At 73.7% G+C, this 14,170-nt stretch carries 14 protein-coding genes; 8 read left to right on the plus strand and 6 right to left on the minus strand.

Features of this window, described 5'->3' with window-relative positions:
• Positions 1 to 101 precede the first annotated feature (101 nt).
• The gene (locus ACIA6C_RS01740) at positions 102 to 803 is read right to left on the minus strand and encodes a response regulator transcription factor (RefSeq protein ID WP_366083438.1); all 702 of its coding nucleotides are present in this window, start codon (positions 801 to 803) and stop codon (positions 102 to 104) included.
• A gap of 26 nt (positions 804 to 829) precedes the next feature.
• A complete protein-coding gene (locus ACIA6C_RS01745) occupies positions 830 to 1,651 on the minus strand; it encodes an adenosylcobinamide-GDP ribazoletransferase (RefSeq protein ID WP_399272176.1) in 822 nt (273 codons plus the stop codon).
• An 86-nt stretch (positions 1,652 to 1,737) separates the two neighbouring features.
• Here ACIA6C_RS01745 and ACIA6C_RS01750 point away from each other — a divergent pair, with 86 nt between their 5' ends.
• Positions 1,738 to 2,508, plus strand: a complete 771-nt coding sequence (locus tag ACIA6C_RS01750; RefSeq protein WP_361135604.1) for a hypothetical protein — start codon at positions 1,738 to 1,740, stop codon at positions 2,506 to 2,508.
• Between the two features lie 49 nt (positions 2,509 to 2,557).
• Here ACIA6C_RS01750 and ACIA6C_RS01755 read toward each other — a convergent pair whose 3' ends face one another.
• Both ACIA6C_RS01755 and ACIA6C_RS01760 read right to left on the minus strand, forming a co-directional pair.
• Positions 2,558 to 2,836 (minus strand): hypothetical protein, encoded by a 279-nt coding sequence (locus ACIA6C_RS01755; RefSeq protein WP_366081602.1) that lies wholly within the window; start codon positions 2,834 to 2,836, stop codon positions 2,558 to 2,560.
• 13 nt (positions 2,837 to 2,849) lie between these two features.
• The gene (locus ACIA6C_RS01760; RefSeq protein ID WP_190182195.1) at positions 2,850 to 3,644 is read right to left on the minus strand and encodes a PspA/IM30 family protein; all 795 of its coding nucleotides are present in this window, start codon (positions 3,642 to 3,644) and stop codon (positions 2,850 to 2,852) included.
• 349 nt (positions 3,645 to 3,993) lie between these two features.
• Between ACIA6C_RS01760 and ACIA6C_RS01765 the strand changes: the two genes are divergently transcribed.
• Together ACIA6C_RS01765 and ACIA6C_RS01770 are read left to right on the plus strand one after the other, a co-directional pair.
• Complete coding sequence (locus ACIA6C_RS01765; protein WP_366081601.1) at positions 3,994 to 4,602, plus strand: DUF3043 domain-containing protein; 609 nt, start codon at positions 3,994 to 3,996, stop codon at positions 4,600 to 4,602.
• Between the two features lie 116 nt (positions 4,603 to 4,718).
• Positions 4,719 to 5,426: a class I SAM-dependent methyltransferase gene (locus ACIA6C_RS01770; RefSeq protein ID WP_399272179.1), complete on the plus strand. Its 708-nt coding sequence runs from the start codon at positions 4,719 to 4,721 to the stop codon at positions 5,424 to 5,426.
• Between the two features lie 307 nt (positions 5,427 to 5,733).
• Here ACIA6C_RS01770 and ACIA6C_RS01775 read toward each other — a convergent pair whose 3' ends face one another.
• The gene (locus ACIA6C_RS01775) at positions 5,734 to 5,946 is read right to left on the minus strand and encodes a hypothetical protein (RefSeq protein WP_190182197.1); all 213 of its coding nucleotides are present in this window, start codon (positions 5,944 to 5,946) and stop codon (positions 5,734 to 5,736) included.
• Positions 5,947 to 6,061: 115 nt separating this feature from the next.
• Here ACIA6C_RS01775 and ACIA6C_RS01780 point away from each other — a divergent pair, with 115 nt between their 5' ends.
• The 5 genes from ACIA6C_RS01780 (at position 6,062) to ACIA6C_RS01800 (ending at position 12,385) form a co-directional block, all read left to right on the plus strand.
• Positions 6,062 to 7,273 carry a bifunctional adenosylcobinamide kinase/adenosylcobinamide-phosphate guanylyltransferase gene (locus ACIA6C_RS01780; RefSeq protein ID WP_399272181.1) on the plus strand — a complete coding sequence of 404 codons (1,212 nt, stop codon included), beginning with the start codon at positions 6,062 to 6,064 and terminating at the stop codon, positions 7,271 to 7,273.
• A gap of 95 nt (positions 7,274 to 7,368) precedes the next feature.
• Positions 7,369 to 8,433 (plus strand): nicotinate-nucleotide--dimethylbenzimidazole phosphoribosyltransferase, encoded by a 1,065-nt coding sequence (gene cobT, locus ACIA6C_RS01785; protein ID WP_399272183.1) that lies wholly within the window; start codon positions 7,369 to 7,371, stop codon positions 8,431 to 8,433.
• Positions 8,434 to 8,513: 80 nt separating this feature from the next.
• Positions 8,514 to 10,373, plus strand: a complete 1,860-nt coding sequence (locus ACIA6C_RS01790) for a phosphatidylglycerol lysyltransferase domain-containing protein (protein ID WP_399272185.1) — start codon at positions 8,514 to 8,516, stop codon at positions 10,371 to 10,373.
• Positions 10,370 to 11,122 (plus strand): hypothetical protein, encoded by a 753-nt coding sequence (locus ACIA6C_RS01795; RefSeq protein ID WP_399272187.1) that lies wholly within the window; start codon positions 10,370 to 10,372, stop codon positions 11,120 to 11,122. Before ACIA6C_RS01790 ends, ACIA6C_RS01795 begins: the two co-directional genes overlap by 4 nt.
• Positions 11,123 to 11,158: 36 nt before the next feature.
• Positions 11,159 to 12,385 (plus strand): histidine kinase, encoded by a 1,227-nt coding sequence (locus tag ACIA6C_RS01800; RefSeq protein ID WP_361135584.1) that lies wholly within the window; start codon positions 11,159 to 11,161, stop codon positions 12,383 to 12,385.
• Between the two features lie 577 nt (positions 12,386 to 12,962).
• On the opposite strand, the gene ACIA6C_RS01805 is transcribed toward ACIA6C_RS01800, so the two are convergent.
• Complete coding sequence (locus ACIA6C_RS01805; protein WP_399272189.1) at positions 12,963 to 14,123, minus strand: IS701 family transposase; 1,161 nt, start codon at positions 14,121 to 14,123, stop codon at positions 12,963 to 12,965.
• Positions 14,124 to 14,170 lie beyond the last annotated feature (47 nt).

Here is a 14,170-nt window from a genome sequence, read left to right on the forward strand (position 1 = left end):
GCGTCGCTCCCAGGTGCCGTCCTCGCGTCCCGCGTACCGCGCCCGCAGTACGCCGCCCTACTGCGCTGCTCGTCCCCGCCGCGCGGGCCCCCGCGGCCCGCTCAGTCCGCGCGGGGCCGGACCAGGCCGGATTCGTAGGCGATGACGACCAGTTGGGCCCGGTCGCGGGCGCCGAGCTTGGCCATGGCCCGGTTGACGTGCGTCTTCACGGTGAGCGGGCTGACCTCCAGGCGGCCGGCGATGCCGTCGTTGGACAGGCCCGCCGCGACGAGTACGAGGACCTCGCGCTCCCGGCCGGTGAGCGCGGCGAGCCGTTCGGCGTGCGCGGAACCGGGGGCGGGAGGGTCGGCGTGGGCGCCCTGGGCGAGGAAGGTGGCGATCAGCCCTTTGGTGGCGGCCGGGGAGAGCAGCGCCTCGCCGGCGGCGGCGACGCGGATGGCGTTGAGCAGCTCCTCGGGCTCGGCGCCCTTGCCGAGGAAGCCCGAGGCACCGGCCCGCAGCGCCTGGACGACGTACTCGTCGACCTCGAAGGTGGTCAGCATGACGACGCGCACCGCCGCCAGTTCCGGGTCGGCGGTGATCATGCGGGTGCCGGCGAGGCCGTCGGTGCCGGGCATGCGGATGTCCATGAGGACGACGTCGGCGCGGGATTCGCGGGCCCGGGCGTAGGCCTGGGCGCCGTCGGAGGCCTCGCCCACGACGTGCATGTCGGGCTCGGAGTCGACGAGCACCTTGAACGCGCTGCGCAGCAGCGCCTGGTCGTCGGCGAGCAGCACCCTGATGGGCGTCGGGGTCTCTTCCACGCGCAGAGCGTACGGGGGCCGCCCGTTCAGCCGAGGGCGAGGGTCAGCAGCACGGTGGTGGCCGCGACCTCGGACAGGGCTCCGAACACGTCGCCGGTGACCCCGTCGAAGCGGCGCACGCAGCGGCGCTGCAGGAGCCCCGCCGCGCCGAGTGCGAGGAGTACCGCCGCGGCCTGCCGGGCGGCGGCGGGCAGGCCCAGCGGGAGGGCGGCGGCGACGGCCGCCGCCACGGTGAGGACGGCGACGGCGACGGCCGGGCCGCGCGGGACCACCCCCGCGACCGCCGCCCCCAGTCCCCCGGGCCGGGCCGCGGGGACGCCCTCGCGCGAGGCCAGGGTCATCGCGAGCCGGGCGGCGACGGCGGCGGTCACCGCGGCGAGGGCGCCCCGCGCCCAGCCGTCGGCGTAGGCGCCGGCCAGGGCGGCCACCTGGATCAGCAGCACGAAGAGCAGGGTGATCACGCCGAAGGGACCGATGTCGGACTGCTTCATGATCCGCAGCGCCTCCTCGGCCGGCTTCGCGCTGCCCAGCCCGTCGGCGGTGTCGGCCAGCCCGTCGAGGTGGAGGCCGCGGGTCAGCGCGGCCGGGACGGCCACGGTGACGGCGGCGGCCAGCAGCGGGCTGCCGCCCAGCAGGAGCAGGGCCGTTCCGGCCGCCGCCGCGAGCGCTCCGACGACGAGGCCGACGAGCGGGGCGCACGCCATCCCGGTGCGGGCGGCCGGCCGGTCCCAGCGCGTGATGCGGGCGGGCAGCACGCTGAGCGTGCCGAAGGCGAAGCGGAGCCCGTCGGCGAGCGGGGCGCGCTCCCCGGGCGGGACGGTCGGCGGATCTTCGTACGAATCTGTCATCGGCGCGAACGCTACCCGCTCGGGGCGGCCGGTAAATTGCCCCATACCTGCTAAACCGGGAGCTGACACGGGAAGGAGTCGGCGGTATGGGTCACTGGTGGTATCGGAACATCATCGAACCGGGGAAGCTGCCCCTGCTGGTCGCCCTGCTGTCGTTCGTGCTGTCCTTCCTGGTCACCCGAGTGATCACCCGGCTGATCCGGGCAGGCAGGGGCCCGTTCCGCAACGTGTCCCCGGGCGGCCTGCACATCCACCACGTCGTGCCCGGGGTGGTGCTCGTGATCATCGGCGGGTTCGGCTCGATCGCCAGCGGCCGGGGCGGCTTCGGCGCGCTGGTGTCGGCGGTGATCTTCGGGCTCGGCGCGGGGCTGGTACTGGACGAGTTCGCGCTGATCCTGCACCTCGACGACGTCTACTGGAGCGAGCAGGGCCGCAAGAGCGTGGAGATCGTGGTCCTGACGGCCGCGCTGGTGGCGCTGGTGCTGGGCGGGTTCCTGCCCTTCGGGGTCAACGACCTCAGCCCCGGGGAGCGGGAGAGCCGCGGCCTGGTCGTCCTGAACATGGCCGTGAACTTCCTGCTGGCGCTGGTCGCGCTGTGGAAGGGCAAGCCTCGCACCGCGCTGTTCGGGACGGTGGTCCCCTTCGTGGCGCTGATCGGCGCGATCCGGCTGGCCCGGCCCGGTTCCCCGTACGCGAAGCGGTTCTACGCCAGACGTCCGCGGGCCCGTGCCAGGGCCGGGCTGCGCGCCTTCCACCACGACCGGCGCTGGGCCGCGCCGCGCCGCAGGTTCGAGAACTTCATCGGCGGCACCCCGGACCCCGAGCGGATCTCCATGCGGAAGGGCCCGCCGCACTGAGCGACGGGCCCTTGCCCCGAACAGCCTCCGGATGACCCGGGCGCGCCGGTCAGCCCGGGATCAGGCCGTCGTCGCTGAGCATCTCCCGGACCTCGTCCAGCGTGGCGTCCGGGGCGGGCAGGATGAGTTCCGACGGCTCCAGCGCATCGTCCGGCAGCGGCTCGCCGAGCCGCCGGACCGCGTCGAGCAGCTCGCCGAGTGTCCTGCGGAAGCCCGGCTCGTCACCGGACTCCATCTCGGCGAGGAGGTCGTCGTCCAGCCTGTTGAGCTCGGCGAAGTGGCTGTCGGCCAGCTTCACCTGGCCTTCCCCCATGATGCGGACAATCATGACGGGCCCCGTCCTACTGCTTGTCGAACCGGTGCTGGGTCTGCGACGGCTGGCCGGTGCCGGGGGCGCCGCCCTCGATGGCCTGCTGCTGCGCGGAGGGGCCGCCGGCCAGCTCGGCCTTCATCCGCTGGAGCTCCAGTTCCACATCGGTGCCGCCGGAGAGGCGGTCGAGCTCGGCCTGGATGTCGTCCTTGGAACCGAGGCCGCTCTGGTCGTCCAGGGCGCCGGAGGCCAGCAGCTCGTCGATCGCGCCGGCCCTGGCCTGGAGCTGGGCGGTCTTGTCCTCGGCCCGCTGGATGGCGAGGCCGACGTCGCTCATCTCCTCAGAGATACCGGAGAAGGACTCCGCGATCCGGGTCTGCGCCTGGGCGGCGGTGTAGGTGGCCTTGATGGTCTCCTTCTTCGTCCGGAAGGCGTCCACCTTGGCCTGGAGGCGCTGAGCGGCCAGCGTCAGCTTCTCCTCCTCGCCCTGGAGGGTCTGGTGCTGCACCTCCAGGTCGCTGACCTGCTGCTGGAGGGAGGCGCGGCGAGCCAGGGCCTCGCGGGCCAGGTCCTCGCGGCCGAGGGCGAGCGCCTTGCGGCCCTGGTCCTCCAGCTTGGCGGACTGCCCCTGGAGCTGGTTCAGCTGCAGTTCCAGCCGCTTGCGGGAGGTCGCCACATCGGCAACGCCCCGGCGCACCTTCTGCAGCAGTTCCAGCTGCTTCTGGTAGGAGTAGTCGAGGGTCTCGCGCGGGTCCTCGGCCCGGTCAAGGGCCTTGTTCGCCTTCGCGCGGAAGATCATCCCCATACGCTTCATGACACCGCTCATGGGCTTCGCGCGCCCCCTTCTAGACGGACTTCGCTCCAGGTCACAGCCATGGCGGTGCCCGGTCTCCCGAGACGGCCGCCATCAGGACCCACAGTACGGGCCCTGTCTCCATTACCGCACTGTTCCTGCCCGGATGCGCTCCTCCTCCAGGACGACTGCCTCCCGCGCCGTATCGGGCGCAAGGAGTAGGTGATCCCAGGAGAACCCCCGCAACGGCCGGGATCCGGTGGGCTCCCGGGCCGTCCGCGCGGGAGGTGCGCCCGCAGCAAGAACCCTGCACAGGGAAGACGCCCGCCGTTGCCGGATCGTTCCCCGCGGAGGTGGGGCGGGGGCGCACGACCACGTAGGCTTGGGTTTTGTGTTTGGTAGCCGTTCCTCCAAGGAAGACAAGGACGCCGCCACCGACAAGGTGAGCGCCGGCCTTTCGCAGCCCCGAGACCCCCAGGCCCCGAAGGGCCGCCCGACGCCGAAGCGTGCTGTGGCCCAGTCGCAGCGCAAGGCAGTGGCGGCTCCGACCGGCAACCGCAAGGAGGATGCCAAGCGCGCCCGTGAGCGCCGCCGCGAAGAGATGGCGAAGCAGCGCGAGGCGCTCGCCAACGGCGACCAGCGCTACCTGCCCGCCCGCGACAAGGGCCCGGTCCGCAAGTTCGTCCGCGACTACGTCGACTCCCGCTACTCGGTCGCCGAGATGTTCCTGCCGCTCGCGGTGATCATCCTGGTACTGAGCATGGTACGGATCCCCTCGATCCAGAACATCGCGCTGCTGCTGTGGCTCGGCGTGATCGTGCTGATCCTGCTGGACTCCGTCGGCCTGTTCATCCGTCTGCGCAAGGCCGTGAACACGCGCTTCCCGGCCGAGCCGAAGCGCGGCGCCGTCGCCTACGGCCTGATGCGCACCCTCCAGATGCGCCGCCTGCGTCTGCCGAAGCCGCAGGTCAAGCGCGGGGAACGGCCCTGAGCCGAGCGACGCCCCGCTCAGGGGCGTCAGGGGAGGGGAACCAGGGCTTCGCCGGGGGCGCCCGGCTGTGGCTGGAGGGACTGGGCGGACTGCGCAACGCCGTCCGCCAGGAACTCGTGGGCCGCCAGGTCGACGAGCAGATCGTGCACCGCTTCCCCGTCGGGCAGCGGCTGCGCGTGCTCGACGTCGGCATGGGCCAGGGCACCCAGGCGCTGCGCCTGGCCCGCGCCGGGCACATGGTCACCGGCTTGGAGCAGGACCCCGACATGCTCGCGGTCGCGCACGCCGCGCTGGCGGCGGAACCGGCCGGGATCCAGGAGCGGGTCCGGCTGATGGAGGGGGACGGCCGCGAGACGGGCGCCCACTTCGGCCCGGGCAGCTTCGATGTGGTGCTCTGCCACGGCGTGCTGATGTACGTGCCCGAGCCGGACCCGATGCTCGCCGGGCTGGCCCGGATGCTGGCACCGGGCGGGCTGCTGTCCCTGCTGGTGCGCAACGGCGACGCCCTCGCCATGCGACCGGGGCTGGACGCGAACTGGACGGCCGCTCTGGCCGCCTTCGACACCGTCGACTACACCAACCGGCTCGGCCTTGAGGTACGGGCCGACCGGCTCGCCGATCTGACCGCGACCCTGTCCGGGATCGGCGCGCCGCTCCACGCCTGGTATGGGGTCCGCGTCTTCACCGACGGAACCGAGGCCGGCGAGAGCCTGCCCCCGGACGGGGAGCTGGAGCGGCTGCTGGCAGCCGAGGACCGGGCCGGCCGGACCGACCCCTACCGCGGGGTGGCGGCGCTGCTGCACCTGTGCGGAGTACGCGGCTGACGCACGTGTGCGGCGCGGGGGCCGGCGCACCTCTGCGGTGCGGGGGCCGGCGCACCTGTGCGGTGCGGGGGCTGACGGCACCGGCGGGGGGGGGGGGGGGGGCCCCCCCCCCCCCCCCCCCCCCCGCCGCCCCCCGCCCCCCCCCCCGCCCCCCGCCCCCGGGGGCTGCCCGCGGCCCCCCCGGGGGGGGGGGGGGGGGCCCGCCCCCCCGGGGGGGGGGGGGGCCGGCCCCCCGGGGGGGGGGGGGGGGGGGCCGCCCGGGGGGGGGGGGGGGGCCCCCCCCCCCCCCCCCCGCCCGGTCAGGCGCTCACGCGTCCAGCGCCTCGCGCAGGCTCATCGTGTACAGCTCGGTGCCGCCGTCGTCGGAGAGCTTGACCCGCTCGACGCCGCCCTCCAGCAGGTCCTTCCAGTACTCCCCGATCCAGGACTCCGCGTCCCCCTGCGTGGTGAACTCCTCAGGCTCCACCGACGGGTTGGTCTCGCCGCCGTCGGCCGCCTCGAACCGCCACGTCCACGCCATGTCCGCCTCCGTTGCTCGTCCGCCGCCCGTCTGTCGCGCGCGCGTACTCCGCCTTGAGTCTGCCCGCAGAGTAGCCGGGCGCGCAGCAGTCCCGGTGACGCGGGAGGATCATCCCGTGGAACTCACTCTCCTCGGTACCGGTACACCCGAAGGACTGCCCCGCCCCGGCTGTCCCTGCGCCGCCTGCGCCCTGGCCGTCGGCCCGGCGGCCCGCGCCGCGACCGCCGTCCTCGTGGACGGTGCGCTGCTGCTGGACCTGACGCCCGGGGCGGTGCTGGCCGGCGCCCGGGCGGGGCACTCGCTGTCGGGCGTACGGCAGGTCCTGCTGACCCACCCGCACGACGGCCCGGCCGTCGAGCTGCCGCCCGGGCTGCCCGCCGCCGGGCGGGTGCCGGACGGCCGGGAGCTGGCCGTCATCAGCGGGCACCGCGTGCGGGCCGTGCCGATGGACGCGCCGGGCACGGGGTACGAGGTCACCGGCCCGGATGGCGCCCGGCTGCTGTACCTGCCGCCGGGCGGCGCCCCCGCGGGCCTCGACCCCGGCGCGGGCGGGCAATGGGCGTACGACGTGGTCCTCGCGGATGTGCTGGGCCGCCCCGAGGCGCTCGCGCGGCTGCGGGCGGGCGGGGCGGTCGGCCCGGCCACCGATGTGATCGCCGTGCACCTGGACCACGGGACCCCGCCGGGCCGGGAGCTGGAGCGCCGGTGCGCGGCCGTCGGCGCGCGGACGGTCCCGGACGGCACGACGGTGGTGGCCGGCGAGTACCGCGCGCTGCCTCAGGTGCCGCGGCGGACGCTGGTGCTGGGTGGTGCCCGGTCGGGGAAGTCGTACGAGGCCGAGCGGCGGCTGGCGCCGTTCCCCGAGGTGGTCTACGTCGCCACGAGCGGTTCCCGGGACGGTGACGCGGAGTGGGCGCAGCGGGTGGGGCTGCACCGGGAGCGGCGTCCGGCGAGCTGGCGGACGGTGGAGACGTGCGAGCTGGTGCCGCTGCTGGAGGACGCGGACGGGCCGGCGCTCCTGGTGGACTGCCTGGCGCTGTGGCTGACGGACGCGATGGACCGGGCCGGGGCCTGGGACGACTCGGTGTGGGAGGCGGGCGGCCGGACCGAGCTCCGCAAGCGGACCGGCGCGCTGGTGGCGGCCGTGCGGGCGACCCGTCGGACGGTGGTGTTCGTCAGCAACGAGGTGGGTGCGGGCGTGGTTCCCGCGACGGCGTCGGGGCGGCGCTTCCGCGACGAGCTGGGCCGGCTGAACAACGCGGTGGCGGCCGAGTGCGAGCACGTGCTGCTGGTCGTCGCGGGCCAGGCGCTGATCTTGAAGCCCTGACTCCGGCGGGGCGGTCCGCGGGCGCCGCCGTCGGGCCGGCGAAGAGGCCGGATCGGGGGCTTGGGGACGGCGTCACCGCCTGTACGCTCTGGCAGATGACCACGCTGAATCTCGACGAGTTCTCCGATCTGATCGAACGCCCCGACGGGGGCGTCCGTCGTGATGCCGAGGACCGCCGCGAACGGCTGGCCGTGCCGCCCGGCGCCCTGGGCCGGCTCGACGAGCTCGGCGAGTGGCTGGCCGCCGCCCAGGGCCGGGTACCGGTCCGGGCGATCGAACGGCCGCGCGTCGTGCTGTTCGCCGCCGACCACGGGATCGCCTCCGCCGGGGTCTCCGCCCGGGCCGCCGGCTCCGCCCACGAACTGGTGCGCGCGGTGCTCGACGGGACCAGCCCGGTCGCCGTCCTCGCCGGCCGGTTCGGCGCCGGTGTCCGCGTCGTCGACGCGGGACTGGACTGCGACCCCGGGCTGCTCCCGGCGGACGTCACCCGCCACCGCGTCCGGCGCGGCAGCGGCCGGATCGACGTCGAGGACGCGCTGACGCCCGAGGAGGCCGACGCCGCCCTCCGGCTCGGCATGCGCATCGCCGACGAGGAAGCCGACGCGGGGACCGACCTCGTCGTGCTCGGCGACCTCAGCGTGGGCGGCACCACGGTGGCCGCGACGCTGGTCGCGGCCCTGTGCGGCACGGACGCCTCCGTCGTCACGGGCCGCGGCGGGGTCCCCGTCGACGACCTGACCTGGATGCGCAAGTGCGCGGCGATCCGCGACGCGCTGCGCCGGGCCCGCCCCGTCCTCGGGGACCAGGTGGCCCTGCTGGCCAAGGTCGGCGGTGCGGACGTCGCCGCCATCACCGGGTTCCTGCTCCAGTGCGCGGTGCGCCGTACGCCGGTCATCCTCGACGGCATCGTGTCCGCCGCGTGCGGGCTGGTGGCCCAGCGGGCCGCGTTCCGCGCCCCGGACTGGTGGCTGGCCGGCCAGGCCAGCGGAGAGCCGGGCCAGGCCAAGGCCCTGGACCGGATGGCGCTCAACCCGGTGCTCGACCACGGCGTCACAGTGGGTGGGGGAACCGGGGCGTTGCTCGCCCTCCCCCTCGTCCAAGCGGCCGCCGCACTCGCGGCGGACCTGCCGGAGAGGGCGGCGGAGGAAACGAAGGACTGAGTCGACGGGCGCCACGGGCCTGAGCAGTCCGGGGTGCTCGAACCGCCCGTGGACGGTGACGCCCCATAACATCGCATTCCATGGGAGAGGTCCGCTTGACCAGCGTAGAAACCACGACGGTTGCCAACGGCAGAAAAGAGCCCGGCGGGGAGCCCGCCGACAAGGCGGCCGGCCGCAGGGGCACCGGACGATCGCGGCGCGGGGCCGCCTTCGCGGTCTGGTACCTGCGGGCCGTCACCTTCGTGAACTTCCTCAGCGCGGTGTGGCTTTCGCTCGGGCAGGACCTGCGCCGGCACAACACCGCCGACTTCTACACCCCGTACCTGCTGACGGCCGGGTTCGCCTCGGGGCTGTTCTCGCTGATCCTCGCGGTCACCATGCGGCGCCGCAAGCGGGCCGCCTGGATCCTGAACCTGGTGATCAGCGGGATGCTGCTGTTCGCCTTCGCCACCGCGGCCTTCGCCCCGTGCACGGGCGGGGAGTTCAACTTCTGCTACCCCGAGTTCCGCGACCACGCCCAGAACTGGGTGTCGCTGGTCCTGACCGCCGCGTTCGTCGGCGCGCTGGTGCTGGGCCGCCACGAGTTCTACGCCAAGGGCGACCGGTCCAACCCCAAGCTCGCCACCGCCGTCGGCGCCGTCGGCCTGCTGCTGACCTCGCTCGTCGCCGCCCTGCTGGTCGGCGCCACCAACACCGACCCCGACCGGGCCCAGGCGACGTTCCTGGCCCGCTGGCGGTACGGCGTGATGCGGCTGGTCACCCTGGAGCCGAACGACCGGGCCTACGACGGGATCGCCACCCCCGGCTGGGTGGACGTCTCCATCAACGTCATGTCGATGATGCTGCTGCTCGCCGTGCTGTTCGCGGCCTTCCGCGCGCGCCGCGCCGTCGACCCGCTGACCCCCGAGGACGAGGAGCGGCTGCGGGCGCTGCTCGCCAAGCAGGGCGACCGCGACTCGCTGGGCTACTTCGCGCTGCGCCGGGAGAAGTCCGTCATCTGGTCACCCACCGGCAAGGCCGCCGTCACCTACCGCGTCGTCGGCGGCGTCTCGCTGGCCTCCGGTGACCCGATCGGCGACCCGGAGGCCTGGCCGGGCGCCATCGAACCCTGGCTGGCCGAGGCCCGCGAGCACGGCTGGATCCCGGCCGTGATGGGCGCCAGCGAGGAGGCCGGGCAGATCTACGCGCGGCACGGCCTGGACGCGCTGGAGCTCGGTGACGAGGCCATCGTCGAGACCGACGAGTTCACCCTGGAGGGCCGCGCCATGCGGACCGTCCGGCAGGCCTTCAACCGCGTCAAGCGGGCCGGGTACACCGTCCGCATCCGCCGCCACGCCGACATCCCGGCCGACGAGATGGACAACCTCCTCAAGCGGGCCGACGACTGGCGCGACGGCGCGACCGAGCGCGGCTTCTCCATGGCGCTGGGCCGGCTGGGCGACCCGGACGACGGCCAGTGCGTGATGCTGGAGTGTTTCGACGGCCAGGGCGAGCTGCGCGCCCTGCTGTCCTTCGTGCCGTGGGGGCCCAAGGGCCTGTCGCTCGACCTGATGCGCCGCGACCGGGAATCCGAGAACGGCCTGATGGAGTTCATGGTCATCGAACTCCTGGAGCGCTCGAAGGAGATCGGCGTCACACAGGTCTCACTGAACTTCGCGATGTTCCGTTCCGTCTTCGAACGGGGGTCCAAGCTCGGCGCGGGTCCGGTGCTGCGCATGTGGCGCTCGCTGCTGAGCTTCTTCTCCCGTTGGTGGCAGATCGAGTCCCTCTACCGGGCCAACGCCAAATACCGCCCGATCTGGGAGCCGCGGTTCATGCTCTTCGAGAAGAGTTCCGACCTGCTGCGGATCGGTATCGCGGCGGGCCGGGCCGAGGGCTTCCTGGAGGCACCCGGCCTGCCGAAGTGGCTGCACCGCAGACATCTGGAGACGCGTCGTTGACAGCGTGGTCGAACCCCTCACCGCGGCGGTTCGCCCGCCGCGAGTGGGGGCCCCTGTTCCGGACGATCCGGGACGCGCTCGTCCACGAGAAGTGGCGGGCGATCCCGATGACGATCGGTGCGGTCGCCCTGACCTCGCTGTTCCAGATCGTCCAGAACACCCACTGGGGTTTCCAGCCGGTGCAGGACCTCGGCTCCGTCAAGGCAGCCGACCCGCTGTGGCTGGCGCTCCTGCGGACCCCGCTCTCCCTGTTCGTGCCGGCACTCGACCTGCCGGTGTGGGGGGCACTCGCCCAGATCCTGCTGGTCTTCGGCATCTCCGAGATCTGCATCGGCTGGTGGCGCACCCTGGTCATCGGCTACGTGGCCACGCTCGCCGGGACCACGTACGCCCGGATCGGGCTCTCGCTGGGCCATGACCACCCCTTCGGCCTGCCGGTGTCCGACCGCGTCGTCAACGACACCGGGCCGTCGGCGGCGGTGGTGGGCCTGGCCATCTACGTCTGCTGGCGCTACCGGGCGTACCTGACGGGCGGTCTGGTGATCGCCGTGATGATCGGCGAGGTGCTGATCAAGGACAACCTGGCGGGCAAGGAGCACCTCGCGGCCATCGCCGCCGTCATGGCGGTGTGCGTGGTCCGCGCGAAGTGGGGTCCGGAGCGCTCGCGGATGCCGCTGGGCCGCCGGCCCCCGCCCGCGCCCTCGCCGCCGCCGCCCCCGCCGCCCCCGCCGCCCCCGCGCAGCGACTGACCAGGACTGCGGGGGGAGGCCGTACCGTAGCTTCCCGTGACGACAGACCCCGTCCGGCAGGGACGCTTCCGCGCGGTCCGGCAGTGGCTGCGGCTGCATCCGCCGGCCACCGACGCCGCACTCGCGCTCGGGGCGCTCGTCGCCATGGTGGTCGGCTCCTTCGTCAGCCCGCACGGGCCGCACGGTCCGACCTTCGGCACCCGTACCCCCGAGCCGTTCTCGCTGGTGCTGATGCTGCTGGGCTCCGCCGCCCTCGTGTTCCGACGCCGCCGGCCGCGCGCGGTGCTCGCCGCGACCGTCGCCCTGTCGCTACTGGAGCTGTCCAGCGGAGAGCCCCGGGCGCCCGTCGCGATGTGCGCGGTGATCGCCCTGTACACGCTGGCCGCCCGCACCGACCGGCCCACCACCTGGAAGGTCGGCCTGCTCACCATGGCGGGGCTGACGGGTGTGGCCATGCTGGCCGGTCCGCTGCCCTGGTACGCGCAGGAGAACATCGGCGTCTTCGCCTGGACCGGCATGGCCGCGGCCGCCGGGGACGCGGTGCGCAGCCGCCGGGCGTTCATCGACGCGATCCGCGAGCGCGCCGAGCGTGCCGAACGCACCCGGGAGGAAGAGGCCCGGCGCCGGGTCGCCGAGGAGCGGCTGCGGATCGCGCGGGACCTCCACGACGTGGTGGCCCACCACATCGCCCTGGTCAACGTGCAGGCGGGGGTGGCCGCGCACGTGATGGACAAGCGCCCCGACCAGGCGAAGGAGGCGCTGGCGCACGTACGGGACGCCAGCCGCTCGGCGCTGAACGAGCTGCGCGCCACGGTCGGGCTGCTGCGGCAGTCCGGTGATCCGGAGGCGCCGACGGAGCCCGCGCCGGGGCTGGGGGTGCTGGAGGAGCTGACGGACACCTTCCGCAACGCCGGGCTGCCGGTGAAGGTGATGGTCGAGCTGGGCCGGGACGGGGAACCCCTCCCGGCGGCCGTGGACCTGGCCGCGTACCGGGTGATCCAGGAGGCGCTGACCAACGTGCGCAAGCACGCGGGCCCGGGCGCGACGGCCGAGGTCAGCGTGGTGCGGGTGGGGGCGTCGGTGGAGGTGACCGTGCTGGACGACGGGGGCACCTCGGCGGACTCCGCCCCCCGCCCGGCCGACCCGGGCGGCGGCCACGGCCTGCTGGGGATGCGCGAGCGGACCGGCGCCCTGGGCGGATCCTGCTCCGCCGGCCCCCGCTACGGCGGCGGATACCGCGTCCACGCGGTCCTGCCGGCCTGAGCGACGCCGCCCCGGAAAGCGGACCCGGCTCGGGAGGGCCGTGCCGCCGCGTCGTCGTGGGCAGGTCTCCGACGACCTCGGCGGGGCGGGGCCCCGGGACCCCCGGCGGTGTGAGCGCCGCCGCCGTCGCCTCGTCGGCGGGGTGCGACCCGGCGCGGCCGCCCGGATGCCGGGCCCGGCCGCCACGGCTCCGCCCACGCCGAGGGGGCCCGTGCCTCCCCGCCGAGGACGTCCTGCGCTCAGGCGACAGCGCCGGACGCTGTCCGCCGCCGGCGCCGAGGCGGCGGCCGGAGCGCGCGGAACCGGCCACCGGCCGTACGGTGCGCATCCTGGCCTGCGCACCGTACGCTGGCGGGGCGTTCCTCGTCCGCCCACGGCCGGTCGCCCTAGTACTGCAACGGTCTCTTTCGTGATGGTTTGTTGGCTTCGGGTGGTGTGTGGCCGCGTCGTTTGAAGTGGCTGATGCGGGCTTGGAACTGTCGTCGTCGGCGCCAGTGTGACCAGTGCAGGACGTGGTCGACGGGTGCCGGGTGACGGTGGGCGAGGCGGTAGATCAGGCGTCGGAGTTCGGGGAGGGTCAGGGGTATGAGCTGGGAGGATCCGTTTCTGCTTTCCCGGTGTCGAGTTCGCGGGCCCGCAGGACGGTGAGGCAGGCGTGTGCCGCCATCGCCAGGGTCATGTGGCGGTGCCAGCCGTCGTAGCGGCGGACCTGGTAGTCGTCCAGGCCGCACTCCTGTTTCGCACTCTGGAAGCATTCCTCGACCGCCCAACGGCTTCCCGCGATGCGGATCAGCTCGTCCAAGGTGGTTTCGGCCGGGCAGTAGGCGATGTAGTAGGAGATTTCGTCCGGCCGGCGGACGCTGCGGCGGGCGATCACCCAGTGCCGGCGGTCCTCGCGATGCCAGGGACGGACCTCGACCCTCGCCCAGTCGTAGACCCTGGGGCCGTGGGCACCGTCGCCGCAGGAACGGCGCTTCCACTTCTGCCTCGGCAGCCCGGGAAACAGGTCGTGAACGGGATGATCCATGGCCCAGCGGGAGACGACGGTGTCATGGCGGGTGGTTGCCATGACATGGAAGACATCCGCCCGCTCCAGCTCGGAACGCCAGCCCTTGGAGAAGCCGTAGGCGGCGTCCGCGGTCACCCACCGGAACGGAATCCGGTCCGCGATGGCCCGGCGGACCATGGCCTTGGCCATCACCACCTTCGTCTCGAAGGCGACCGTGTCATCGATGCCGGCCGCCCGGCACCGTTCCCGGTCATCCGTCCACGACGTGGGCAGATACAGACGGCGGTCGATCAACGTGCGGCCACGGTCGCCGGCATAGGCGAGAAACACCCCGATCTGGGAGTTCTCCGTCCGCCCGGCGGTGCCGGAGTACTGACGCTGGACCCCGGCCGAGCGGACGCCCTTCTTCAGGAATCCGGTGTCGTCCACGATCAGCACCGCGTCCGGATCGCCGAGATGCTCGACGATATAGTCCCGCACATCGTCGAGGACCTCATCGGCGTTCCAGTCGATCCGGTTCAACAGCCGGTGAATCCGGTCCGGACCCGTATGCCCGGCCTCTTCCGCGAGCGTCCAGCCGTTCTTCCGCTCCAGCGGAGCGACCAGCCCCCGCATATAGGCAAGAGCCGACTCCCGCGGCTCCGACCTGGAGAAGCGGTGCACGAACCGCTCGTGCAAAGACTTCAGTTCACCAGCCCACGACCGGGCATCAGCAAGTTCCCCACCCATGAACCGACCAACGACCGACCTGCCCAACCGTCACGGCAAACACCGTT

It is taken from the genome of Streptomyces sp. NPDC051578 (assembly GCF_044454045.1).
Taxonomy (GTDB): domain Bacteria; phylum Actinomycetota; class Actinomycetes; order Streptomycetales; family Streptomycetaceae; genus Streptomyces.